The sequence below is a fragment of the Chryseobacterium shigense genome, from assembly GCF_900156575.1.
In the GTDB taxonomy this organism is placed as follows: Bacteria; Bacteroidota; Bacteroidia; order Flavobacteriales; family Weeksellaceae; genus Chryseobacterium; species Chryseobacterium shigense.
The window spans coordinates 219,073-244,218 of sequence record NZ_FTNY01000005.1 but is presented as its reverse complement, the minus strand read 5'-3'; the positions used below and the strand labels follow the sequence as shown (position 1 = coordinate 244,218).

Below are 25,146 nucleotides of genomic sequence, written 5' to 3'. Positions count from 1 at the left end.
AGATGAAATTATTGAAATATTGCCCGAGCTGTGGCAAAGAAACCCTAAACTGGGACGGCGAGAAGAAATGGAGTTGCCCGGAATGTGGTTTCCGTCTTTATAATAATGTTGCCGGTGCGGTAGCTGTTGTTATCCGACATGGTGACGAAATTTACCTTACCAGAAGAAACCGGGATCCTAAAAAAGGAAAGCTCGATCTGGCAGGAGGTTTTGTAGACCCAAAAGAAAGCGCAGAAGAAGCATGCAAAAGGGAACTTTATGAAGAACTTCAGCTTGATGTGGATATTTCAAAATTAACGTATTTGGCCAGTCTTCCTAACGTTTATCAATACAAAGAAATTGATTACAATACGATCGATCTGTTTTATGAATATCAAGTTCCGGAAAAGTTTGAGGTCAATCTTGAACTTTCCGAAATATCAGAGGCCGTTTGGATTCCTTTACATGCATTGGATCTTGATGATATTGCTTTTGACTCTCAAAAGAAGTTTTTTAAGGAATATCTGAAGAATATCTAGACTATAAAAAAATATCCCGCAGATTCTGCAGGTGGTGAATCATGATCAACATCATAGAACCGGACCTGTAAAATCTGCGGGAATTTTATATGGTTTGCTGTTTTGCTAGTAAGATTTTGTTTTTAGCATCTCTTCGAAGTAATGAACCAGCAGTGTTCTTTCTGCATCAGATAGATTAGCTTCTTTATGATAAACGATGTAACCGGGCATAGGCATGGTCTTGTTTTGTACCGTCTGAATGGCCTTATTCAGCATGCTTTCTTTTAACTCCTTGTTATAAGTTCCCCAAATAGAAAAATTAAGATGTTCCCTTCCTTCATTGATATGGCTTTTGATAGACCATGAAATGGGAGCAATGTGTGCATATTTCGGATAAACCGTTTCATTGGAATGACAATCGTAACACGCTCCTTTTATCAAGCCCCCGATCTTCTCAGGAGTCTTTTTAGCATCAACAAAGTTAACGGCTTTGTCAACAGGCTTATTTACTTTATCAATGGGAATAAACTGGATCAGTGCAAAAACAACCAGTGTCCAGAATAATACTTTTTTTACCGTTTTCATATTTCTATTTTACCGGTGTCAATACAGCATTTCCGGATTCCGACTTCAATTCTTTCTCTACCTCTTTCTTCACCGTTTCTTCCGGCGTATCTTCTTTTGGGGTATCTGGTACCGGTTTCGGCGTATTTCCTTTGGGATTATCCAGGGTCCTGGTATCTTTTAAGTCCCAGTCTTCCTTGGTTTCCCACAGCGGCCTTACGATTGCTTTTTTGTAGAATACATATGAATCTTCCGCAAAAGTTTCTGTTTCAAAATCAGCTTCGTCCCAAAATTTATTTCCATTGTTATCGACCAGTATCCGTACAATATATTCATTAGGTTTAAGAATATCAAATTTCACAGTATTCCCTTTCGTATACCTGGAATACACTACCTTATCTGAAGAATCCAGAAGCTGAATCCAATAACTGGCATCCGGAGCATTCTGAAGAGTAAAGGCAAGACTTCCGAACTGATCGACTTTCTCTACCTCAAAATCGAAACGTTTGGACTGCACATTTTTAGCATAAAAGGACGAAACGGTTTCTTTTGGAATGGTTAACTGGTATTTTTTTCCTGTCACAAAATCAGAATGAATCACGATTTGGTAAGGATTGGTTTCTGAGATTTTGGCTGTGAATTCCTGAGTCGTTAAACTATCGCTTTTCAAAATCCACTTTTCAGGACTAATCTTGTCAATAATATAGCCGGATTTTATTCTGAAATCTGAATTCGGGGCCAATCCGGGACCTCCGTTATCATTCTCAATATCCATTGCGTTCTTCTTGTTGTACTTATAGAACACAGACACGGTATCCTGCTTACTGCCGATATCATAACTGAATTTAAGATTATCATTTGTTGTCTGTCCTACATCGCTTTTTACAGCATCAAACCAAATCTTTACAGAATCTGATTTCGGACGATGGGTCACCTTAATATCCTGAAGCTTTTCGTTGATGGAAGCTACTTTCACATTCTCAGGATTCCCTTCAAAGGTCATAACAATTCCGCCTGGACTTTCTTTCATTTCCCCATATTTCAAAGGCTTTTTGGAAGGATAAATTTTCAAATTCAACCCTGAAACAGACTTTTCAATATCGATCGGTTCTTTCTGAAATCCTATTTTTTCTTTTCCGGGATCATACACAGAGTTTCCGTTTTCATCCTCAAAGGCAATGATCTTATATTTTCCTGGAGTAAGATAATTAAGCTCGTAATACCCATCTTCATCCACTTTTGTAATGTAGTAAGGTTTTTGCTTGTAATTGATGGTATCTTTTACCTGGTAAAGTCCTACCACAAATTTATTTTCACCTTGCTTCTTTTTGATGGCTAAAGCATCTGTAATATCTCCGCTTACGTAGAGGTCATCCAATTTATCCCCCGTTGAAAAGGCAAAATTGAAATAACGGAGAATATTAGCTTCGTTATTATCTGCAATGGAGTTTCCAAAGTTGAAGTTATAAGTCGTATTGGCCTGAAGCGTATCTTCCCATTGAATCATCACATACTTATTCGCAATATTAGAGGGAAGAATTCTCTTTATATTTTTAATAGGCGGCGATATGATCAGGTTTTTATTGATATCCTTTAAAGTGATGTACTCATCAAAATCCAGTCTGAGCTCATGGATGTCTCTTTTGACATTAATCCTTGTGGTATCAATGTTTGAGCTTAAAAACTTTGGAGCCAGGGTATCTTTAGGACCTCCTACGGGAGCTCCCACTCTTGCACATGAATGAGCAAGAAAGCAGATGACGAATAATAGAAGAAGTCTTTTCATAGATGTTTAAGCAAAATTAAACATTATTCTCCAAAAACTTCATGTCCGGCATTTAAAGTATCTTTATTATCGTTCATTACACTATGCAATTTATCCTTCTGAACAGGAAAATCCTCGAATAATCCTGATAATGCCAGGGCTGTGTAGACTTTATTTGAATATCGGTTTCCAATCGCAACAATGGTCACTTTAGATTTCAGCAAATGCGCAAATACTGAGTTGGTCCCATGCCACCAGCCATTATGGTAGGTAAGTTTTTCACCGTTATCAAAGATTTTCATCCTGAAACCTAATCCATAATTATTCATTCCCGATTTTTCATTGCTGTAGGGTGTGAAAACCATCTGCATCAGATCAGGCTTCAGGAAATCCTTAGAAAACATCGCTTTGGAAAAATTATAAAGATCTCTTGGTGTGGTATAGACATTCTTGTCTCCATAAATAAGATCAAGCCTGTCCAGAGGATATAGTTTTCTTCCACCGTAATAAAAAGACTGTGCAGCTGTAGGAATATCTTTTTCCTGGAAAATGTAGGTATGCTCCATTTTCAGAGGCTGAAATACCATTTCTTTCATCGCCTGCGGAAAAGGAGTTTTAGTAATCTTCTCTATCAGCAGAGCCAGCATCGCAAAATTGGTATTGCAGTACATAAAGCCTGTATCGGTATCTCTTGCAAGGTCCGGTTTGTATTTAATGATCATATTCAGGACATCCTGATTGGTGATGAAAGCCTTTGAAAGTTCTGCCGGAGCCGGCTGTATTTTGGCAATAAAATATTCGTATTTCGGAAGACCACTTCTCTGGTCGAGCAAAGTCTGTACGGTAACATTCGGGTAAGGGAATCCCGGGAAAAATTGGGTAAGATGATCAGAAAGTTTAATTTTTCCGGCCTCTACGAGCTTCAACATGGCCATCGCAGTCAACGTCTTGGAAACTGAAGCCACATGAAGCGGTGTATTTTTATTGATGGGCATCTGATCTCCTTCTCTTCCGAAGCCTCTGTAATTTTCATAGATGATATCGTCTCCTTTTGCGACAAGGATTCCGCCACTCAGGTCTCCGCCTTCCCAGATCTTTTTATAATATTGATCGATGTACCCTGTTAATATTCTTTTGTCACCAAGCTGGCTTTCTGCTTTGGTAAATACATTGTTCAGATCTACATTTCCATAATTGGGGAGATTGGTATTTTCGGTTACAGAATCTTTTGGATCTGATTCTTTTTTACAGGAAAAAAAAAATAAAAAAACAATTAAAATGAGGATAAAATTTAGCTTCTTCATGGATTTCAAAAATGACTGGCAATTTAATAAAACTCAAAATAAATTATGAAAGAACAATATAGATTATGAATTATTTAACATTATTCAATGCTCTTTTGAAAAATATAAAATCACCTGACGCAAATCTTCTCAATGCGGATCAACTTTTTTATAATTTAGATTAAGCACCTATTCTTCAAAGTTAAAAATTTACTACGAAAAGCTTTAAAAACACATATTTTAAATCAATCCATCCACATAAAAGACAATTTATGCTGGATTCAGGCGATTATTTAAATTTTTATTTTTTGTATTAATATCTTATATGTGGGAAATATGTATTTTTGCACTCAATAAAAAATAAAAAAAATGTTGAAAAAAATCTACTTTTTCTCTTTCTTCTTTCTGGTCACTATTGCTTTAAGGGCACAGACGCCACTTGTATTAAAATTTTTGGTGACCGATGCTAATAACCTAAAAATAAAATTAAATACTCAAGGCATCTACAACTACTCCTATGTAAAGACCAACAATTCTGCTATTACAGGTAATGGAACCGGAAATACAGGTTTAACAGAAATAAATGTTCCTTCAATAGGAACATATGCTATTTCAATCACGCCTACAGGCACTTTTAGACTTGGTTCCGGAACTGATGTTGATAAAGTTGTCGAACTGACACAATGGGGGCAGATTACCTGGAATACTAATTTATCGGGAATGTTTTCCGGATATGCCAATATTCAAATTACAGCAACTGATATTCCTGATTTTTCTCAAGTTACTAACCTTAGCTCGTTTTTTTCAGGTTGCACCAACTTATCAATTGTCAACAACATTAACAATTGGAATGTGGGTAATGTGACCAATATGAGCAATTTATTCTTTAATGCCAAAGCTTTTAATAGACCAATCGGTAGTTGGAATACCTCAAAGGTGACAGATATGAGCCAGATGTTCTTTTATGCTGATGCATTCAACCAGGATATTGGCAGTTGGAATGTTTCAAATGTGACCAACATGAGTTCAATGTTTAATCGTGCGAAGACATTCAACCAGAATATAAATAATTGGAACGTGTCAAATGCTCAGAATATGTCACTGATGTTCGAGGCATCTCAGGCGTTTAACCAACCATTAAACAACTGGAATACTTCAAATGTCACCAATATGGCTCAAATGTTTTCTTATCCAAGTTTCAACCAGGACATTTCCTCTTGGGATGTATCTAATGTTACCGACATGTCTCGCATGTTTTGGTCTAATAATAATTTTAATAAGAATTTAGGCAACTGGACACTTTCTCCGATAGTCAATCTGACAGAAATTTTTGGCTACAGTGGTTTAGATTGTGGAAATTATGGGGCAACATTAAAAGGCTGGGCTGAAAATCCAAATTCTCCACTTGGACGACTTGTAGGAGCAGTTGGAAGAACTTACGGAAACGCAGGCCAAATATATCGTAATCAATTAATTAACAACAAGGGCTGGACATTTGTTGGAGACAGTTTTTCTCCAAACTGCTCGGAGCCTTCGTTACTTGTTGAAGAAATAAAATCAGGCAAGACAAAATTACTGCTGTACCCAAATCCTGCCTCAGAAATGATCTTTATAAAATCAGAATACATCACTAAATCGGTACAAGTTTTAGATGCTTCAGGAAAAGCATTATTGAGCAAAGTGGGTGAAACAAATCAATTAAACCTGCAGCAAATTCCTACCGGAACCTATTTTATTAAAATTGCAACAGCCGATGGATCTGAAAGCACACACCAACTCATAAAAAAATAAACAATATGTAAAAATTGCCTTTTGCTGTGTAAATATACCAGCTTCCGGCAATAAATGGCAAAGCACAGATCGTAAGATCTGTGCTTTTTTATAATTTGAAAAGGTGATGTCAAAAATAGATCAGTAACTTCAGCAAGGATGATTGACTACCTTGCAAACTTCTCCACAATTTTATCTGCAATCACTTGAGCAAGTTTTTCTTTACTCTGATGAGTCCAGCCTGCAATATGAGGGGTAACAATAACTTTTTCTGATTCTAAAAGATATTTTAAATCATCATTTTCATTTTCCAGATGTTCAAAAGATGACTTTTCATATTCTAAAACATCTAAACATGCCCCTTTTATTTTTCCTGATTTCAGATTTTCAACTAAATATTTAGTTTCTACATTTTTTCCTCTTGCCGTATTCACAAAATAGAAGTCTTTTTTCATTTCTGAAATAAAGGTTTCATTGATAAGATAATGGGTTGCAGAAGTGAGTGGAATGTGAAGACTTAAGACATCTGCAGACTGTTTCAGTTCTTCCAGACTTACCTGTGAGGCATATTCATCCGAAAGCCCGGGAAGGATATCGTGAAATATGACTTTACAGCCGAAACCTGAAAATCTTTTAGCGGTGGCTTTTCCCATATTACCATATCCGATTAGCCCGACTGTTTTTCCCAGCAGCTCGTCACCTCTGTTTTCTTCCCGTTTCCAGATCCCGTTTTTCACTTCCTGAGAAGCAATAAAAAGTCGGTGCATCAGAATCAACAGCATGCCTACAACATGTTCCGCTACAGAGTCTCTGTTACCTTCAGGAGAATTGATGAGCTGTATTCCCAGCTTTTCAGCAACAGGAATATCAATATTCTCCATTCCCGCTCCTACTCTGGCGATAAATTTCAGATTCTTTCCCTTTTCAAGAAAGTTTTTGTCCAAAGGTATCCGGCTTCTGATGATGATTCCGTCATAATTTTGAATTTTATGGCAAACCTCATCGTAGGAAGATGTGAAATCCTCTTCCAGCACAAAGTTTTTAGCCAGAAGCTGTTCTGTGATGAGAGGATGGTTTTTATCTAAAAGGAGAATTTTCATAATTTAAACACGAATGATTATATAAACCGTGATTTTACTTTTTATCCTTCTTTGAATCCTTTGTTTCTTCCGGCTCCTGGAACAATTTTTTAAGCTCTACAGAGTCAAGAGGTTTCATTCTTCCGGAAAGGATAAGAGAAAGCTCTTTTCTTCTGATCGCCGCAGCATGTCTCAGCTTTTCTTCTTCAGTTTCCGGGATCATATCCGGGATAGGAATAGGACGGTTGAATTCATCTACCGCAACGAACGTGTAGATTCCTTCATTGGTATGGATTTTCTTCTGATTGATCGGGTCATCCAACCAAACATCTACATATACCTCCATTGAAGTAGAGAACGCTCTGGATACTTTGGATTCCAGAACTACGACTCCTCCTTCAGGAATCGGATGATTAAAGGAAACGTGATTTACAGATGCCGTCACGACTCTTCTTTCACAGTGTCTGGCTGCAGAAATGGAGGCACAACGGTCCATTTTTGCCAAAAGCTCACCTCCGAAAAGGTTTCTTAAAGAATTGGTTTCGTTCGGAAGAACAATATTGGTCATGATGGTCAGGGATTCTGACGCTTTTTTTATTTTTGCCATTGAGTCTTAGTGTTGTTTTGAGATGCAGGAGCTGGTTTACTACCTTTCCCGGCTGGTTTTGATAATGAATCTTTTTTCAGGGAATCTGAAACCGCAGTTTCAGGGCCGTGAACCATCACCTTTATGGTATCCTTTACAATTCTGTGGGTAGAAGTCTGTACGGAAACCTGATCAAAAGATTTTTTTCCGAAAAGAAGTTCTTGTTGGGTCAATGCGAGGTAAACAATTCCCAAAACAGGAACAGCAAGCAGGAAAATCCAAAGAATTGATTTTTTGAATTTATAGTCTTTTTCCCGGTTTACAGTGGTACTGACCTTTTCTCCGTTATTGATATCCGAAAGTCTTATTTCTTCGAGTCCATAGAAATCCGGATGTCCCGATTCGATTCTTTTCCCTTTGAAATGGGCTGTATCATTTTCAATAGTGATGATTCCAAGATTCTGAATTTCCAGGACCTGATCTGCCTGGAGTTTTTTCTTCCAAAAATCGGTCTGGATTTTCAGATCACTTTTGGAAGCCTCCAGAGACATCTGTTTCTGTGCTGCAATAAAAGCGGCCAGCTCGTCAGACTGTATTTCATAATCCACGGCAAAAACAATCTCGCTTGCCGGCGGAAGGATGCTTCCGTTCTCAGAATTAATAATTGCCTTGGAGTTTTTAAGCGAAAACATACCGAAGCCCGGAACCGTCACAGTTCCAAATTGTTTCAGATATTCTAAAATGTAAGCTGAAATATTCATTTGGCAGCAAATTTATAATTTTTTCATGACTTTTTGAAGAGATTTGTCGGATATAAAAAAAGACTGCCGAAACAGTCTTTTGATAAATAGATATAAAATTGAATGTATTAAAACCTGTTCGGCAAATTATTGTGCCGATTATTGAATTTTCCAACTGATCCCGAACATAAAATTAGTTCCTGCCTGTGAAAAATAGTAGGGATCACCATCGTAAACTGCTCCATTATTTACATACTTTTTATTCAAAAGGTTATTCACCAGCAATTTTAATGCAATATCATTATTGGCGATTTTAAATTGGTATTGCGCATTGAAATCTGTCAGAAAATAATCTTTCACTTCCAGATTTTTGTTCCCGGTGTTATCCAGATATTGCTTTCCTACATACTGGTTCATCAAAGCAAACTGGAAATTTTTGTTGGGATTAAACTTCAGTCCAAGATTGGCAATCACATTGGGAGAGAATGATATTTCGGTATCTCCCAGGCTCTGAAGGGTTCCCTTATTTTTAATATTGAAATCAAGATTTCGGTTCTGGCTGAGACTGACATTTCCGGTGATTTCCCATTGCTTTGAAATCTTAGCCAACGCTCCGATTTCAACTCCTCTTCTGTAGCTCTTTCCCGAATTGGTTCTGATAAATGCCCCTACATTATTCAATTGTCCGTTCAACACTAACTGATTGACGTAGTACATATAATATAAATTCGCAGTTATCGATAAAATCCCGAATTGCTTTTCAATCCCGGCTTCAAAATCGTGAAGCTTTTCAGCTTTCACTTCATTATCGCTCATTAAGTCATCTCTATTCGGTTCACGTTGGGCATGTGCGTAGGAAAGAAATACTTTTCCGCTTCCTATCTTATAGTTGACCCCAGCTTTTGGGTTAAAGAAAAGCCAGTTTTTATTAAGATTACCGCCTTCTCCGTCTCCGGCAGTCAGAATTCTTGTATTATAATCAATATTTCTGAGCTGAAGATCTCCGAAGAATTCAAAATGCTCACCCGTTCTCCACAAAGCCTTGGCAAAACCCGCCACCTCAGTTTTTACAGAACGGTTTCTGTAGTATTCATATTCATTTACCTGTGGAAAATAAACACCTGTAACATTCCCAAAGTGTCTGCCGTAATATTGGTTAGCCACTACCCCAAAATTAAGGTCTACATTTTCCAGTTTTCCATACAATGTGGAAACGGCTCCGTAAAAATCATTATCCAACCATTTTTTTCTGATAAAATCAGTCTGCTCTACAGCAGATCCATTCACGATCGGTACGGGTAAATTATAATTGGAATAATGGGTAGCCTCTTCATCCGTTTCATCTACTCTTTTATAATTTTCATAATATCCTCTTCCTTTCGTATAGTGGAAAGTAGTTTCTAAACTCCAGTTATCACTAAATTTCTGTTCCCATAAAAGCTGATAATGATTTTGTCTGTAATTGTCTGTTTCATTATCGTAGAACTTCTCTTCTCCTGTGAAAAGATCTGTATATTGTCCTGAATAATTGAATTTTGGAGTGGTCTGCCACGTTGGTCGGTCAATTCCGTTCCAGGCCTGATAAGTCTTCTCTTTTCCTCCGAAAGCCATCAGACGAATTCTCGTGTTTCCTTCTTCAAATAATGCGGTGAAATTATAAGAATCCAGGTTGGAAGAAGCTCGGTCTATATATCCGTCCGAATGAATGCGGGTATACCTTCCCATTACCGAAAGCCTGTTTTTCCAGAATTTCCCGGAACCTGCCTCAGCAGAATATTTATAGGTATTGAATGAGCCATAACTGTCATCTGTTTTAAAATACATTTTCTCATCCGGCTCCCTGGAAATCACGTTGATGCTTGCTCCAAACGCAGAAACCCCATTATTGGAAGTTCCCACCCCTCTCTGAATAACGATCTGTGAAGCAGAACTCGTAAGATCCGGAACATTCACGAAAAACGTCCCCTGACTTTCAGAATCGTTGTAAGGAACACCGTTCATCATCACATTGATTCCTTTCCCAGCCACTCCACGGATTCTGAATCCTGTGTATCCGACTCCGTTTCCGGCATCAGAAGTAGAGATAATAGAGGTTTGATTTTTCAAAAGGATCGGAAGATCCTGACCTAGATTTCTGCTGTCAATATCCTTCTGCACATTGATAATTTCCTTAGCAACGGGAAGTCTTTTGGTAAAATTGACTGCTTCAATTTCCCTGATTTTCAGGGAATCCTTATTTTGAGCCTGGATAAAGGCTACAGAGCCTACAGTAAGCCCTAAAAAAAATAATCCTTTCATTCTATAAATCTTTAAAATTTAATGAATAAAAGGGGCGGATTAAATAATGTAGCAATTTACTAATTTAACAGTCTAGCAATGAGATTGGTATATTGTTATACGGTTCCATTGGTACATTTTCAAATTTCCCTAAACGGCATTATCCGTTCCAGGTTCATTGGGTATAATCTCAGCCTGTTACAGCACCCCTTTATTTCAGCCGCGAAATTACAAAAAAAATACGGGTTTTGGGATACGCTTTTCGGGGGTTTGAGATATGAGGTGCGGGATTTGAGTTATAGAAGTTAGTTTGATTATATAGATCTGCTCAATTTGTCTGATCTGTGAGATTTTAACCGTTAAAGATTCATTCTCTCCGCATTTCAAAAAGCCAAAAGCTAGATTCCAGCCGCCAGAAGCCAATCGCCATTAATACGTCTTATTTCTTACATCAATATAATAATAGTTTTTACCATCTTTTGTGACTTCAAACATTCTTCCCAGTTTCCAGCTGAAATTTCTTTTGATGTTGGAATACTCAAAAGGAATGATCACTTTATTATTGACATCAATCACTCCAAAGCTGTCGTTATGGGAGGCTACAATCATTGGATTGGTGGTATCGTCGCCTTCCATGATGTATAGATATTGGTACTGAGGATAAATTTTGTAGTCCCTGTAGTCTGATGCATTCACGAATGTTGCTTTTTCAATGACTCCGTAAAAGCCATTTAAAACATAAGCCTGATAAAGTTGCTGCTTATAGTCTCCAAACTTACACTTTCCGAGATCCGAATCTTTAAACTGATACACCCTTTTCCCTGTTTTGTCAACCCGGTAAGAGATCATATCTTTTTCTACTGTTGCATAGTCGTCGGTTCCAAATTTTCGTACTTTTTGATTCGGAGAGTTCAAAAGATTACAATCTTCATAAAAAAAGACAGCAATATGATACTCCGGTTTAATGATGAATTTTCCATTCTGATTGACATATCCAAAGTTTCCATTCTCTTTTTTAGGAATCAGCACCGGGAGATCCTGATGAATGATGACCAGATCAGGATTTGATTTAGCCACAGCAGGCGCTTTCTTTATAATAGTTTTCGATACGTTTTTAGCCGGTAATTTCTTCACAGATTTCGCCTGTGAAAAAATGAAAATCGACATAAATACGCACAAAAAATTCAGGATATTTTTCATATTCACCATTTGCGTGCAAAACTACGGCCAAAAATAGAAATTATCAAAATCATATTTATAAAGAATCTAAATAATTTAGCCTATAAAAAATATTAAAAATCCGTAAATTTGGGAACACTTTTTAAGTGTTTGATAATCTAAAAACGTTTTGGAGATATAATTTCTGGCAGTCATGCTGTCAAAAAGGTGTATAAATCTTACCCAAAGAGAGTTTTTTCAACAGGACAAACCGCAGGTAAACTACGTACACTTCTATTAGAGATCATCTATACTTCACTTCGAAACTGAACATTATCTCGCATTTTTTAAGGAGGTAGATGATGTTGTTTATTACTATAGTCGTTTTGCTGCGGCAACTTTAAATGTTTTATTGTAATTTATAACCCTGTTTAGAATAACAGTACAGGCTCTACTTTTAAAATTTTAAAAGACTTCTATTATTATGAATATGTATCAGGATTATATCCAAGAGATTGAAGAAAGAAAAAACCAGGGGCTTCATCCAAAGCCAATTGATGGTGCTGAATTACTAAGCGAAATCATTACACAGATTAAAGATTCAGGTAATGCAGACCGACCGGATTCTCTTCAGTTTTTCATTTACAACACCTTACCGGGAACAACCAGTGCAGCAGGTGTGAAAGCTCAGTTTTTAAAAGAGATCATTCTCGGTGAATCCGTAGTAGAAGAAATATCACCGGCTTTTGCTTTTGAATTATTATCTCACATGAAAGGAGGTCCTTCCATTAAAGTATTATTGGATCTTGCTTTAGGTGATAATGCATCTATTGCTAAAGAAGCGGCCAACGTTCTTAAGACACAGGTTTTCCTTTATGATGCTGATACCAACCGTCTAAAGGAAGCATTCAATAGCGGTAATGCGATCGCAAAAGAAATCATTGAAAGCTACGCAAAAGCGGAATTCTTCACAAAACTTCCCGAAGTTGCTGAAGAAGTGAAAGTAGTTACATTTATCGCTGGTGAAGGGGATATCTCAACCGATTTACTTTCTCCGGGGAATCAGGCGCACTCAAGATCAGACCGTGAACTTCACGGAAAATGCATGATCACGCCTCAGGCACAGGAAGAAATCAAAGCTTTACAGGCTCAGCATCCCGACGCAAGCGTCATGCTTATTGCTGAAAAAGGTACGATGGGTGTAGGTTCATCCAGAATGTCAGGGGTAAACAACGTGGCTTTATGGACCGGAAAACAGGCTAGCCCTTACATTCCTTTCGTAAATATTGCTCCAATTGTTGGAGGAACCAACGGTATTTCTCCGATTTTCCTTACTACAGTGGACGTTACCGGTGGTATTGGTCTTGACCTTAAAAACTGGGTAAAAAAACTTGATGAAAATGGAGAGCCGATTCGTAACGAAGCAGGAGAGCCGATTCTGGAAGAAGCATACTCTGTAGCTACAGGAACAGTTCTTACCATCAATACAAAAACAAAAAAATTATACAATGGCGACCAGGAGCTGATTGACATTGCTAAGGCATTCACGCCTCAGAAAATGGAATTCATTAAAGCTGGCGGATCCTATGCTATTGTATTCGGTAAAAAATTACAAACATTTGCTGCGAAACTTTTAGGAATAGAAACACCCCTTGTTTTTGCTCCTTCAAAAGAAATTTCTCACGAAGGACAAGGTCTTACCGCAGTAGAAAAAATATTCAACAGAAATGCCGTTGGAACCACTCCAGGAAAAGTATTACATGCTGGTTCTGATGTTCGTGTAGAAGTAAACATCGTTGGATCTCAGGATACGACAGGTCTTATGACTGCCCAGGAGCTTGAATCAATGGCAGCAACGGTCATTTCCCCAATTGTTGACGGTGCATACCAATCAGGTTGTCATACGGCTTCTGTTTGGGATAAAAAAGCGCAGGCCAATATTCCAAAACTAATGAAATTCATGAACGAATTCGGTTTGATCACAGCCCGTGACCCGAAAGGTGAATATCACGCGATGACGGACGTTATTCACAAAGTTCTGAACGATATTACAATTGACGAGTGGGCGATCATCATTGGTGGTGACTCTCACACAAGAATGTCTAAAGGAGTTGCTTTCGGAGCAGACTCCGGAACGGTTGCTCTTGCACTGGCTACCGGTGAAGCTTCAATGCCAATCCCTGAATCTGTAAAAGTGACGTTTAAAGGAGATATGAAAGAGCACATGGATTTCCGTGATGTGGTTCATGCTACCCAAGCTCAGATGCTGAAGCAGTTTGGCGGAGAAAACGTATTCCAGGGTAGAATCATTGAGGTTCACATCGGAACACTTCCTGCTGACCAGGCCTTTACCTTTACAGACTGGACTGCTGAAATGAAAGCAAAAGCTTCTATCAACATTTCTGAAGACGAAACACTTATTGAATCATTGGAAATTGCAAAAGGCAGAATCCAGATTATGATCAACAAAGGCATGGATAATCACAACCAGGTTCTTCAGGGATTAATTGATAAAGCGAATAAGAGAATCGCTGAAATCAGATCTGGTGAAAAACCAGCTTTAACTCCGGATGCCAATGCTAAATATTATGCTGAAGTAGTGGTAGATCTTGATATCATCGTAGAACCTATGATTGCTGACCCGGATGTAAACAATGATGATGTTTCCAAGAGATATACTCACGATACCATCAGAACCCTTTCTTTCTATGGAGGTGAGAAAAAAGTAGATCTTGGTTTTGTTGGATCTTGTATGGTTCACAAAGGAGATTTAAAAATCGTTTCTCAAATGCTTAGAAATATTGAAAAGCAACAAGGGAAGGTAGAATTCAACGCTCCTCTTGTCGTAGCTGCTCCCACCTATAATATCATTGATGAATTAAAAGCGGAAGGAGACTGGGAATTTTTAGAAAAATATTCAGGCTTCGAATTTGACGATAAGGCTCCTAAAGGGGAAGCCCGTGTTGAGTACAAAAACATGATGTATCTTGAGCGTCCTGGCTGTAACCTTTGCATGGGTAATCAGGAGAAAGCAGCTAAAGGAGATACCGTATTGGCCACTTCTACCCGTCTTTTCCAGGGAAGAGTAGTTGAGGATTCTGAACGTAAAAAAGGAGAATCTTTATTGGCTTCAACTCCGGTTGTTGTACTTTCTGCCATCATCGGAAGAATTCCTAATATTGAAGAATATAAGGCTGCTGTTGAAGGCATTGACCTGACTAAATTCGCTCCCCCTATTAAAGAGCTGGTTCAGGTTGGTCATTAACCGAGTTTGACGATAAGCCTTAGGGCAATTTTATACATTACATAATTGAAAGATTTTGATCCTGCGGGTTTTAAAATCTTTCAATTTTTGTTTAGAACCTTTCTATTTAAGACTGATTAAGAATTATTTTAAATAGAATAGAGAAAAGAAATTCTATTTTTTCTTAACTTGATAGATATAAAATAGATATAGAAAATCCTGATTATTTATTGTAATTATCCTTTTTATAGATTGAAGGAACAGAATTTGATGGATTGCAGTAACGAAGAATATTTTCCGTCGTAGATATGAAATATTGACGGAAAAAGTCTATTAAAAAAAAGAAAAATTAAATTAAGATATGACTTTTGATATTGATATGATCAAAAAAGTGTACGAGCGTTACCCTGAAAGAATTGCTGCGGCAAGAAAAATTGTGGGAAAACCTCTTACCCTTTCAGAAAAAATCCTTTACACCCATCTTTGGGAAGGAAATGCTACCTCAGCACATGAAAGAGGAAACTCTTATGTAGATTTTGCACCGGACAGAGTAGCGATGCAGGATGCCACTGCTCAGATGGCGCTTCTACAATTTATGCAGGCCGGGAAAGCTAAAGTTGCTGTTCCCTCCACCGCTCATGCCGATCACCTGATTCAGGCAAGAGTAGGTGCAGAATCCGATTTACAGGAAGGTATCAACAAAAACTCGGAGGTTTTCAACTTCCTGAGTTCTGTTTGTGATAAATACGGAATTGGCTTCTGGAAACCGGGAGCTGGTATTATTCACCAGGTTGTGTTGGAAAATTATGCATTTCCAGGAGGAATGATGATCGGTACGGATTCCCACACTGTAAACGCAGGAGGATTGGGAATGGTGGCCATTGGTGTAGGTGGTGCTGATGCAGTAGACGTTATGGCGGGAATGGCCTGGGAGCTTAAAATGCCCAAACTTATCGGTATAAAATTAACTGGTAAAATGAGCGGGTGGACGTCTGCAAAAGACGTTATCCTGAAAGTAGCAGGTATCCTTACCGTAAAAGGAGGAACAGGATGCATCGTAGAATATTTCGGAGAAGGAGCGGAATCTCTTTCAGCAACAGGTAAAGGAACCATCTGTAACATGGGTGCTGAAATCGGAGCGACTACTTCCACTTTCGGATATGATGATTCCATGAGAAGATATTTAGCGGCAACCGGAAGACAGGATGTCGTAGATGCTGCAGACCAGATCGCAGAGCACTTAACAGGTGATGCTGAAGTATATGCTAATCCTGAACAGTATTTTGATCAGGTGATTGAGATCAACCTTTCTGAACTTACCCCACACTTAAACGGACCTTTCACTCCGGACCTGGCTACACCAGTCGCTGAATTCAGAGCTAAAGCTGAAGCTAACGGATGGCCGATAGAAGTAGAATGGGCGCTGATCGGTTCTTGTACCAACTCTTCTTATGAAGATTTATCAAGAGCGGCTTCCATCGTAGAAGATGCGGTAGCCAAAGGAGTTAAACCTAAAGCAATATTAGGGATTAATCCAGGTTCTGAGCAGGTGAAATTCACGGCGGAAAGAGACGGATTCTTAGATTCTTTCAGAAAATTTGAGAATACAAGAATCTTTACGAATGCTTGCGGACCTTGTATCGGACAATGGGACAGAGAAGGCGCTGATAAAGGGGAGAAAAACTCCATTATCCACTCTTTTAACAGAAACTTTGCCAAGAGAGCGGATGGTAACCCGAATACCCACGCCTTTGTAGCTTCTCCGGAAATGGTAGCTGCAGTAGCGATCTCGGGAAGATTAGACTTTAACCCGATTACAGATACATTGACCGCAGAAAACGGCGAACAGGTGAAGCTGAATGAGCCTAAAGGTTCAGAACTTCCTGCCAAAGGTTTTGCGGTGGATGACAATGGATATCAGGCCCCTTCGGAAGACGGTTCTTCAGTAGTAGTGAACGTAAGTCCTACTTCAGACAGACTTCAGTTGCTGGAAGAATTCCCGGCATGGGACGGTAAAAATATCGAAGGAGCTAAGGTTCTGATCAAAGCATTCGGAAAATGTACTACCGACCATATTTCTATGGCTGGACCATGGTTGAAATACAGAGGACATCTTGATAATATTTCGAATAACATGTTGATTGGAGCTGTGAATGCTTACAACATGGAAACCAACCACGTTAAAAATGAATTAACGGGTGAATTTGGTGAAGTTCCTGCTGTACAGAGAGCTTACAAAGCTGCAGGAATCCCTACCATCGTTGTTGGAGACCAGAACTATGGTGAAGGTTCTTCAAGAGAACACGCCGCTATGGAACCAAGACATCTTGGGGTAAAAGCGGTACTGGTAAAATCATTCGCACGAATCCATGAAACCAACCTTAAAAAACAAGGGATGTTGGGAATCACTTTTGCTAATGAGGCTGATTATGACAAAATCCAGGAAGATGACACGGTTAACTTCTTAGATCTTGATCAATTCGCTCCAGGAAAGCAGCTGACTTTAGAATTCGTACACGCTGACGGAACTAAAGACATCATCATGGCGAATCATACGTACAATGATCAGCAGATCGACTGGTTTAAGGCAGGTTCTGCTCTTAACCTGATTAAGAGACAGGAAAATTAATTAAATCAACAATTAATTATACTAAAGCGGCTTCCAAGGGAAGCCGCTTTTATTTGATCTTACTCAGAAGATTGCTCCGGTAGCTCTCTCCAATTGGAATTTCCTGTTCGGAAAGCAGAACAATTCTCTTTATTCCGATATTTTTAGTTTTATCCAGATTGATGATGAATGATTTATGGACACGGACAAACCTTCCAGAAAGCTGGTTTTCCAGAGATTTCAGAGTATCCAGTACAATGAATTCCTCATTTGAAGTCTTTATATTCACATAGTCTTTAATACTTTCTATGTAAAGAATATCGCTGAAATTGATGCGGTGTTGCTGACCGGAAGATTTCACGAAAAAATAAGATTCGCCGGTATCTTCAGGAAATACAAAACGCTCCTGCGCTTTTACTGCACTTTTATAAAATCGGTCAAAAGAAACCGGCTTCAGAAGATAATCTATAATATTGTGCTCATATCCTTCCAGTGCATATTCCGAATAGGCCGTTGTTAAAATATATTTTTTCTTCTCCCCTACAATCTTCATAAAATTGATTCCCGAAAGTTCTGGCATCTGAATGTCCAGAAAGATAAGATCAGCATCATTGTTTTGTATATATTCCAGCGCCAGAATAGGATTTTCCGCAGAAAAAACCAGCTCTAAAAAAGGAATTTTGCGGACGTAATTTTCCAGTAGCGAGATCGCCAGCGGTTCGTCATCTACAATGATGCATTTAATCGTTCTCATAGGGGAAAATTATTCTTAAATCTACGATAAATTCAGATTCCAGATCCTTTATAAAGAGTTCATGTTTTTTAGGATATAAAATTTCCAGCCTCTTTTTTACGTTGTCAATCCCGATTCCGGACGCGGTATCTTTCATTCTTTGATTTTTATAATTATGAAGATAAAAATGAAGTACTTTATTGTCATCCGAAACTTTCAATACAAAGCCTTTATCTCTGAAGTCTCCGTGTTTAAAGGCATTTTCAACAAACGGCACCAACAACATAGGAGAAATATTGATTTTAGGATGACTGATATTTTTCTCAATAATCAATAGTTCCGGGTTTTTGATTCTGAGTTTTTCGAGACCAATTAAGCTTTCGATGTATCCTATTTCCTTATCCAGACTGATCACCTCTTTTTCAAGATCTTTAGTGCTGTACCTCAGCAATTCGCTTAGTTTTTCGATGGCCGGAAGTGCCTTATCTGAATTTTGATAGACAAGCGAGTAGATATTATTCAAAGAATTAAAAATAAAATGGGGATTGATCTGCGTTTTTAAGGCCTGAAGCTGGGCATGTTTCCTTTCTTCAATAAGGACAGACTTTTCTTCTTCAACCTTCAGATAATACTTAAAGAACCATAAATTCGTACTTACAAAAACCGTCAGGCTCGAATAATAGATGTTATCATAAAAATAGTACAGGAAAGTAGTTCCCTCCGCATAATTTCTGAAACCAGCCACCACAGGAAGCAAAAGCTCTTCCATTGAATATCTGAAAAGTACGAAAACAAATACCCCCACAAAAAAACCGATGATCATCAGGTAAAATCTTTTAGGATCAAAAAACCTTGGTACAACGAAAAAATAATTAACGTAAAACCCCAGAATATTAGCCAGGAATATGGTGACATCCAAAATATCAAGACCTCCTTCACTGTAAACAGCCCTGGCAAGGAGTCCATTAAAGATAATCAACAGCCAATAAAAAAAATGCAGAAAGAAAACTTGTTTTTGCTTCATGCTCAAATGTAAGCCACAGAACTTTTACATTCCTACTCATTTCCGATGAAACCCGTTTTTTTTCCGATGAAAATCTTTTGAGCGGATTAATTCCACCTGAAATCTAAATGCCATTTCATAAAAAGAAGTTTGAAAATACCTTTGGACCAAGATTTTAAACTATGAAACTAAAATATATTTTTATCGGCACCCTTTTATCTGCAACGCTATCCGGACAGACCCAAAAAGACAGCATCCGGAATGTGGAACAAATCAATCTTTTGGTCAAGAAAAAACTTCTTGAAAGAAAAGCAGACCGTCTGATCTTTAATGTAGAAGCATCGGTAGCTTCTCAAGGGATGGATGCAACAGAAACATTGGCGAATGTTCCTATGCTGAAAGTAGATGAAAACATGGGCTACATTTCTATTACCGGGAAAAGTACCGTGAGTGTGATGATCAATGGAAGAATGCTGAATCTTTCAGGCAATGCTCTTTTAAATTACCTGAAATCTATCCGTTCTGAAAATATCTCTAAAATCGAAGTGATTACTACCCCTCCTTCAAAATATGAAGCTCAGGGAAACAGCGGACTTATTAATATTATCCTTAAAAAGAATCCGAATTTAGGGTTCAGCGGAAATATCAATTCCAACCTCATCCAGCGAAGTTATTCCGGTTTCAGTTCCAATGGCTCCCTTAATTATCAGACCGAAAAATTCAGCAGCAGCCTGAAACTGACCTATTATGATTCAGCGAAGCGCACCGACGAAAATTACAATATTATCGGAGCTTCCCAAAATTACAGCAACTCGATCCGGAAAGATATGTGGAAGGAACTCACTCCAACCCTTAATCTATCTTATAAAATCAGCAAAAATGCCGAAATCGGAATGGAATACATCTATGCCCATCAAAAATCCGGGATGGATATCGTCAACACAACAAGGAATATTGATTCCCATCTTAAGGAGGAAAACCTTTTAACCAACACCTTCCACCGTGAAAAACTTCCCACTCATACATTAAGCGCTTATTATGACCTAAAACTGGACTCATTGGGTAAAAAACTGAGCATTGCCGGGAATTTTTACAACAACAATTCTGATACTGAAGTGAATTTTTCTACCTTAAAATCTTCAGACCATTCTACTCAGGACGTGAAAACAGTATCTTTGATTTCCCCACAGATTTTCTCTGCTCAGGCAGACCTGGAACTTCCATTCTCTTTCGGAACCATTGAAACCGGAGTGAAGTTTAATCAGTTTAAAAACAGTTCAGACATTCAGTATTTTAATTTGAATGGCGGAGAATATATTTCGGACCTTTCGAGAGCTAATTTATTCACGTATCAGGAAGAAAATTACGCAGCCTATTTCAGCTATGCCAAAACATTCGGTGAACACTGGGAAACGAAAGCTGGTATCCGCTATGAAAACACCCATGCAGAAAGCTTTACCCCTTCTTCCAATTCAGGAAATAAATATAATTACGGACAATGGTTTCCCTCCGCTTATGTTTCGTATAAAGAAGACAAAAATGTATTCAGCCTGTCGTATTCAAGAAGGATCAACCGCCCGAGTATGAGCAATCTGAATCCGTTCCGATGGTATGAAAACCCTTATTCATATTCTTCAGGAAATCCTCTTCTTACGCCTGCTTATATCAATAATTTAGAGCTGGGATATACACTTAATAACAAGTTTTCCGCCAGTGTTTATTATTTGAGAATGAAAAATGGATTCGGCCAGATCTCTTATATAGACGAACTTTCACAAATCAGCACCTATCTGAATTATTACAACAATAATTCTTTAGGACTCAATGCCTCTTACACCGATACTTTCTTCAAGTTCTGGGAAACCAACCTTTCCCTGAATGCTTCCCTTCAGACGTCCTCCGTGTTCAATATTCAGGCAGAAACCCAAAAAGGCAGTTCGTTCAGCTATTCTATCAACAATACTTTTACGTTAAACAAAAATAAGACACTGGTCTTTTTCCTGAACTACAGTCACAGCCTTGCTTACAAAAATGTGAACTCCTATTTCCAGGCTTTCCCGGAACTAACTTCAGGAGTAAAGGTTTCACTTATGGAAAAGAAACTTCAGATCAATGCTACGGTAACCAATATTTTTGCCCAGAGATACCGAGGAGAATTGTATTTTTCTGATAACACCCAATACATGAATAACTATTGGGACGGCAGAAGCTTTCGCTTAAGTGTTAATTATACTTTTGGAAGTAACAAAAAGAAAATCAGTAAGAAAAATATCAATTTTGAGGAAAAAGAAAGAGCACAGTAATTGTTTTTGTTGGCTCAATTTCAAAACTTCGGGAGTAAAATAAATGCAATCAAACCTTATAGGTTTCGTTCTCTAACATATACATTTTGATTTTTTAAAACTACAAAAGAGTGTTTATAATGATAGCTCTCGCAGATCTGGAAGATGGAACAGATTCTTATTTCATACTTTTTTTAAAACATTAAGATCAATGAAGGAGGTAAGGTCAGTTAAGAAAAAAATCAAATGATTTTTTTAAGTTGCACGTCTTAAAGAGAAGCTAAAAACTTACAATTCTTAAAAGCTTAATACAACCTTAATGGTTTAAATTTTTACTCCCGCGGATGAACGAGCAAAAGTGAAAAATCTGCACCATCTCCATCATCTGCTTGAAATTTTAAAATGATGTGATTTCTATCCATTTCCACTTTTTGCAATTGATCCTTTGCCCTATTCACCCAAACAAAAAAACAGAGAATCATTCTCTGTTTTTCTGTTGTATCCTTTATCAGTTTTAAAATTTAAATTCTAATCTCGCGAACACGAAACGTCCACCTATCCCATATTGCGAAACCTGTCTGGAATACACAAACTGGTTATCGGCTGTCAGTGAACTGATGTCCGGACTCCTGGAAGGTAATATGTTGAATATATTATTGCTTCCTATCGTCGCTGAAATATTTTTATTAAAATCATATCCTACAGAAAGATCTGTCACAATACGGTCATTTAAAATAAAATGTTCCCTATTTTCGGTAACGCCATCAAAATTGGCATCCAATACATCGGCATCTGTCACTTTACCAAAGTAGGAATTCCTAAGAGAAACAGTAAGTGCTGAAAATTTCACCGTATTGGCAAGGGTGGCTTTAATACGGGGTACCGCTTCTTCAAAATAGACTCTGTTAGGCTCAGAAAAATAATTATCAATCTGGCTTACCAGTTTCGGAGAGGCATGTATATCGCCCACTCTTCTGGTCTGATTCAGATTAAGTCCAAGATTGTTTTCCAAAGATATTCCCTCTGCAATTCTTGTATTCTGCGAAATAGTGATGTCTAATCCTTTCGTCTGGGAATCTACCGCATTGGCAAAGAAATTTGCAGCACTGGCTCTCGCAAGATCGAAAGCTCCCTGCAACACAGCCTGGTCAGATCCCGGGGCAAAACTTCCTTCTGGACGGTAGAATAAATCTGTAAGCACTACCCTGTCTTTAATCTTTATCAGATAAGCATCCGCTGTCAATACAAGACTTAAAGCCGGAATCTTCCAGGTAATTCCCGTGCTGTACGACTGTGACGTTTCCTGTTTCAATTTTGGAATTCCCAAAGCCTGAGCAGCCTCAGAATTATTTCTGAAAGTGCCCACTTGTGTTGTTTTCCCCTGCTGGATCAATGTAGACGTGGAACTATAATAAATCTGTGCTAAAGAAGGCGCTCTGAATCCTGTGGAAACAGCACCTCTCACATTGAAATTTTTAGCCAGTTTTATATTCGTTGCCAATTTATAATTAAAAGTAGACCCAAAGTCGGAGTAGTTTTCGTACCGTACAGCTCCTTCTACTAACCACCAATCTGTTGGCTCAATTTCAACGTCAGCATAGGCCGCGACACTGTTTCTGCTTCCGGAAACCGCATTATCAGGACTGAATCCCGGGAAAACCTGTGACCCGGCAGGTCTTATATGTCCAAAAAAATCGGTAACCTTTTCATTTTCAGGAGTAGCAGCAGTTACTACACGTCCGAAAATATCGTAGGAGACATAGGAGTTTTCATTTCCTGCATTCACTTGATAGTTTTCATAACGGTATTCTCCTCCGAAAGCTACATTTAAGCCGTGAAGAACGTCATATTTCTTTGAGAAATCCAGATTCAGAGTATTCTGTAAAAATTCTGATCCTCCTGCTTTAAAAGTTCTCGGTGAATTGTCACCCAGAGAGGCGTTAAATGTATTCACGACCCCAAAATTGAAAGCATTCTTCCCGAAAGTATTGCTCAGATCTACATTCCAGCCGTTCCATTTTCCTTTGATTCCTCCGGCTAAGGAATAATCATTTACACTGGCTTCAATTTGCGGAAGGTATCCATTCGGGGTAACCGCATTGATATTTCTTTCTGTGTTGGGCAGACGGAAGAATCCTCCGGCATTTCCCAAACGGTAACTGTAGCCTCCAAAGGAATAGACTTTCCAGTCTTCATTCACCGGAATTTCAGAATTGAAATAAAGCTGTGCCGACTGCAGCTTGGACTGCCCCGCCCTAAGGCTGAAATCTTTTCTTTCCAATCCTCTGTAATTAAGCTCATCATTCGTAAAATCTTTCCCTAATAAACCTTGTAGTGCAGCAATAGTATTGGCTCCTGAGATCTGATCCCTGAAATCCTGTGAAAAATAGCCTACCTGCGAGGCATATTGTTTGACGGTATTGATGATCTGCTGGCTGTTGGAAGTATTGGTAATGTTTTTGTAAAGTCCGTCGATATTGACTCCATCCTGCAATGCTCTGTAATTAATGGCATTATAAGCATTATAGATGTCTCCCTGACGTACGCCTGCTCTTGAATACGGATCACGGTATTGTACCGATCCGGTCACATTAATGAAGCCCTTCTCCCCGATTTTAGCTCCGTAGTTCAGATCTGCGGAGATCGTCTGCCCGTCTACTCCTCCGGAAAAATTATTGGCGACAGGGGAAGCATATCCTCCAAGGAAAACCTGTCCTGAAAGCCCTAATCTTCTTTTAAGTCCTAAATTCACGACTCCTGCAATGGCATCAGAACCATATTGAGCAGATGCTCCGTCTCTTAGTACTTCTATTTTCTCAAGAGCAAAAGCAGGAATTGCATTAAGATCTGTTCCTACCGATCCTCTTCCCGGAGTCAACGTAACATTGATCAGAGAAGACTGATATCTTCTTTTTCCATTCAACAAGACCAGGACCTGATCCGGACCAAGTCCTCTGAGGAGAGCAGGATCTACAAAATCGGTTCCGTCATTGACCGTATGTGAAGTGGAAGAAAATGAAGGCACCACATAATTGAGGGCCTGACTTATATTGTTAACCGGACTTTGTCTTAAGATTTTTGAAATATTGATGATATCTACGGGAACAGGAGTGTCTGTAAGCGACCTGCCGGCCCCTCTTGATCCGAGGATAACCACGTCATCAATTTTTTTGGATGTTGCCGAATCCGACTGGCCAAAGTAAAAGGCTGAGATAAGAGCTGCTGAAGCTATGATTGTTTTTTTCTCGAAATTGCGCATGTGTTTTCTATTTTTTATTACTGATTGTTGGTTTGATTTCAGGCCATAGTTTTCCTGCAACCTCTATTTCAGGTCGCTGTATAAAGCCGGAATATTTAAATTATTTTTTAGAGAAGTCTGGGATCATATGCAAAACTTGGAAAGAAAAAATGGTTTTTAACGCAAAGCTTCATCTTGTTAACGTTTAGTTTTGAGGAAGGCAAAGAATGTGACTGCGTCACTGATGAAGCTGTCGGTTTACAACACTTGCTTAATCGAATCAATGAAATTGATTCCGCCTTTGCTTCCCTTTATCAAT

Annotated in this window: 16 protein-coding genes; 5 read left to right on the top strand and 11 right to left on the bottom strand. The window is 38.5% G+C overall.

All coding sequences use genetic code 11. The features are described 5' to 3' along the window. The first annotated feature begins 2 nt into the window (after positions 1 to 2). Positions 3 to 518 (top strand): NUDIX hydrolase, encoded by a 516-nt coding sequence (locus BW964_RS18175; protein ID WP_076509331.1) that lies wholly within the window; start codon positions 3 to 5, stop codon positions 516 to 518. 105 nt (positions 519 to 623) lie between these two features. Here the strand turns inward: BW964_RS18175 and BW964_RS18170 are convergent, their stop codons facing one another. From BW964_RS18170 to BW964_RS18160, 3 genes are read right to left on the bottom strand one after another with little or no spacing between them, the layout of a single operon-like run. Beyond that, entirely contained in the window at positions 624 to 1,082 is a 459-nt protein-coding gene (locus BW964_RS18170; RefSeq protein ID WP_076509329.1) for a heme-binding domain-containing protein, read from the bottom strand. A 4-nt stretch (positions 1,083 to 1,086) separates the two neighbouring features. After that, positions 1,087 to 2,847 (bottom strand): Ig-like domain-containing domain, encoded by a 1,761-nt coding sequence (locus BW964_RS18165; protein WP_076509327.1) that lies wholly within the window; start codon positions 2,845 to 2,847, stop codon positions 1,087 to 1,089. 23 nt (positions 2,848 to 2,870) lie between these two features. After that, positions 2,871 to 4,130 (bottom strand): serine hydrolase domain-containing protein, encoded by a 1,260-nt coding sequence (locus tag BW964_RS18160; RefSeq protein ID WP_076509325.1) that lies wholly within the window; start codon positions 4,128 to 4,130, stop codon positions 2,871 to 2,873. Positions 4,131 to 4,478: 348 nt separating this feature from the next. On the opposite strand from BW964_RS18160, the gene BW964_RS18155 reads away from it, so the two are divergent. After that, positions 4,479 to 5,900, top strand: coding sequence for a BspA family leucine-rich repeat surface protein (locus BW964_RS18155; RefSeq protein WP_076509323.1), 1,422 nt, complete (start codon positions 4,479 to 4,481; stop codon positions 5,898 to 5,900). A 146-nt stretch (positions 5,901 to 6,046) separates the two neighbouring features. Here BW964_RS18155 and BW964_RS18150 read toward each other — a convergent pair whose 3' ends face one another. From BW964_RS18150 to BW964_RS18130, 5 genes are all read right to left on the bottom strand, one after another. Continuing rightward, positions 6,047 to 6,979, bottom strand: a complete 933-nt coding sequence (locus tag BW964_RS18150; RefSeq protein WP_076509321.1) for a 2-hydroxyacid dehydrogenase — start codon at positions 6,977 to 6,979, stop codon at positions 6,047 to 6,049. A 34-nt stretch (positions 6,980 to 7,013) separates the two neighbouring features. Beyond that, complete coding sequence (locus BW964_RS18145) at positions 7,014 to 7,565, bottom strand: acyl-CoA thioesterase (protein ID WP_076509319.1); 552 nt, start codon at positions 7,563 to 7,565, stop codon at positions 7,014 to 7,016. After that, positions 7,553 to 8,305 carry an HU domain-containing protein gene (locus tag BW964_RS18140; RefSeq protein ID WP_076509317.1) on the bottom strand — a complete coding sequence of 251 codons (753 nt, stop codon included), beginning with the start codon at positions 8,303 to 8,305 and terminating at the stop codon, positions 7,553 to 7,555. The genes BW964_RS18145 and BW964_RS18140 overlap by 13 nt, the downstream gene beginning before the upstream one ends. A gap of 138 nt (positions 8,306 to 8,443) precedes the next feature. Next, positions 8,444 to 10,582, bottom strand: coding sequence for a TonB-dependent receptor (locus BW964_RS18135; protein WP_076509315.1), 2,139 nt, complete (start codon positions 10,580 to 10,582; stop codon positions 8,444 to 8,446). A gap of 408 nt (positions 10,583 to 10,990) precedes the next feature. Then, positions 10,991 to 11,728: a WG repeat-containing protein gene (locus tag BW964_RS18130; protein WP_228432038.1), complete on the bottom strand. Its 738-nt coding sequence runs from the start codon at positions 11,726 to 11,728 to the stop codon at positions 10,991 to 10,993. Positions 11,729 to 12,203: 475 nt separating this feature from the next. Between BW964_RS18130 and BW964_RS18125 the strand changes: the two genes are divergently transcribed. After that, a complete protein-coding gene (locus tag BW964_RS18125) occupies positions 12,204 to 14,984 on the top strand; it encodes a bifunctional aconitate hydratase 2/2-methylisocitrate dehydratase (RefSeq protein WP_076509311.1) in 2,781 nt (926 codons plus the stop codon). Positions 14,985 to 15,324: 340 nt separating this feature from the next. Continuing rightward, a complete protein-coding gene (locus BW964_RS18120; RefSeq protein WP_076509309.1) occupies positions 15,325 to 17,592 on the top strand; it encodes an aconitate hydratase in 2,268 nt (755 codons plus the stop codon). 49 nt (positions 17,593 to 17,641) lie between these two features. On the opposite strand, the gene BW964_RS18115 is transcribed toward BW964_RS18120, so the two are convergent. Both BW964_RS18115 and BW964_RS18110 read right to left on the bottom strand, forming a co-directional pair. Continuing rightward, a complete protein-coding gene (locus BW964_RS18115; RefSeq protein ID WP_076509307.1) occupies positions 17,642 to 18,325 on the bottom strand; it encodes a LytR/AlgR family response regulator transcription factor in 684 nt (227 codons plus the stop codon). After that, the gene (locus BW964_RS18110; RefSeq protein WP_076509305.1) at positions 18,312 to 19,328 is read right to left on the bottom strand and encodes a sensor histidine kinase; all 1,017 of its coding nucleotides are present in this window, start codon (positions 19,326 to 19,328) and stop codon (positions 18,312 to 18,314) included. The genes BW964_RS18115 and BW964_RS18110 overlap by 14 nt, the downstream gene beginning before the upstream one ends. Positions 19,329 to 19,489: 161 nt before the next feature. Here BW964_RS18110 and BW964_RS18105 point away from each other — a divergent pair, with 161 nt between their 5' ends. Continuing rightward, complete coding sequence (locus tag BW964_RS18105; protein ID WP_076509303.1) at positions 19,490 to 21,610, top strand: outer membrane beta-barrel family protein; 2,121 nt, start codon at positions 19,490 to 19,492, stop codon at positions 21,608 to 21,610. Between the two features lie 493 nt (positions 21,611 to 22,103). Here BW964_RS18105 and BW964_RS18100 read toward each other — a convergent pair whose 3' ends face one another. After that, positions 22,104 to 24,848: a TonB-dependent receptor domain-containing protein gene (locus tag BW964_RS18100; RefSeq protein ID WP_076509476.1), complete on the bottom strand. Its 2,745-nt coding sequence runs from the start codon at positions 24,846 to 24,848 to the stop codon at positions 22,104 to 22,106. Positions 24,849 to 25,146: the final 298 nt, after the last annotated feature.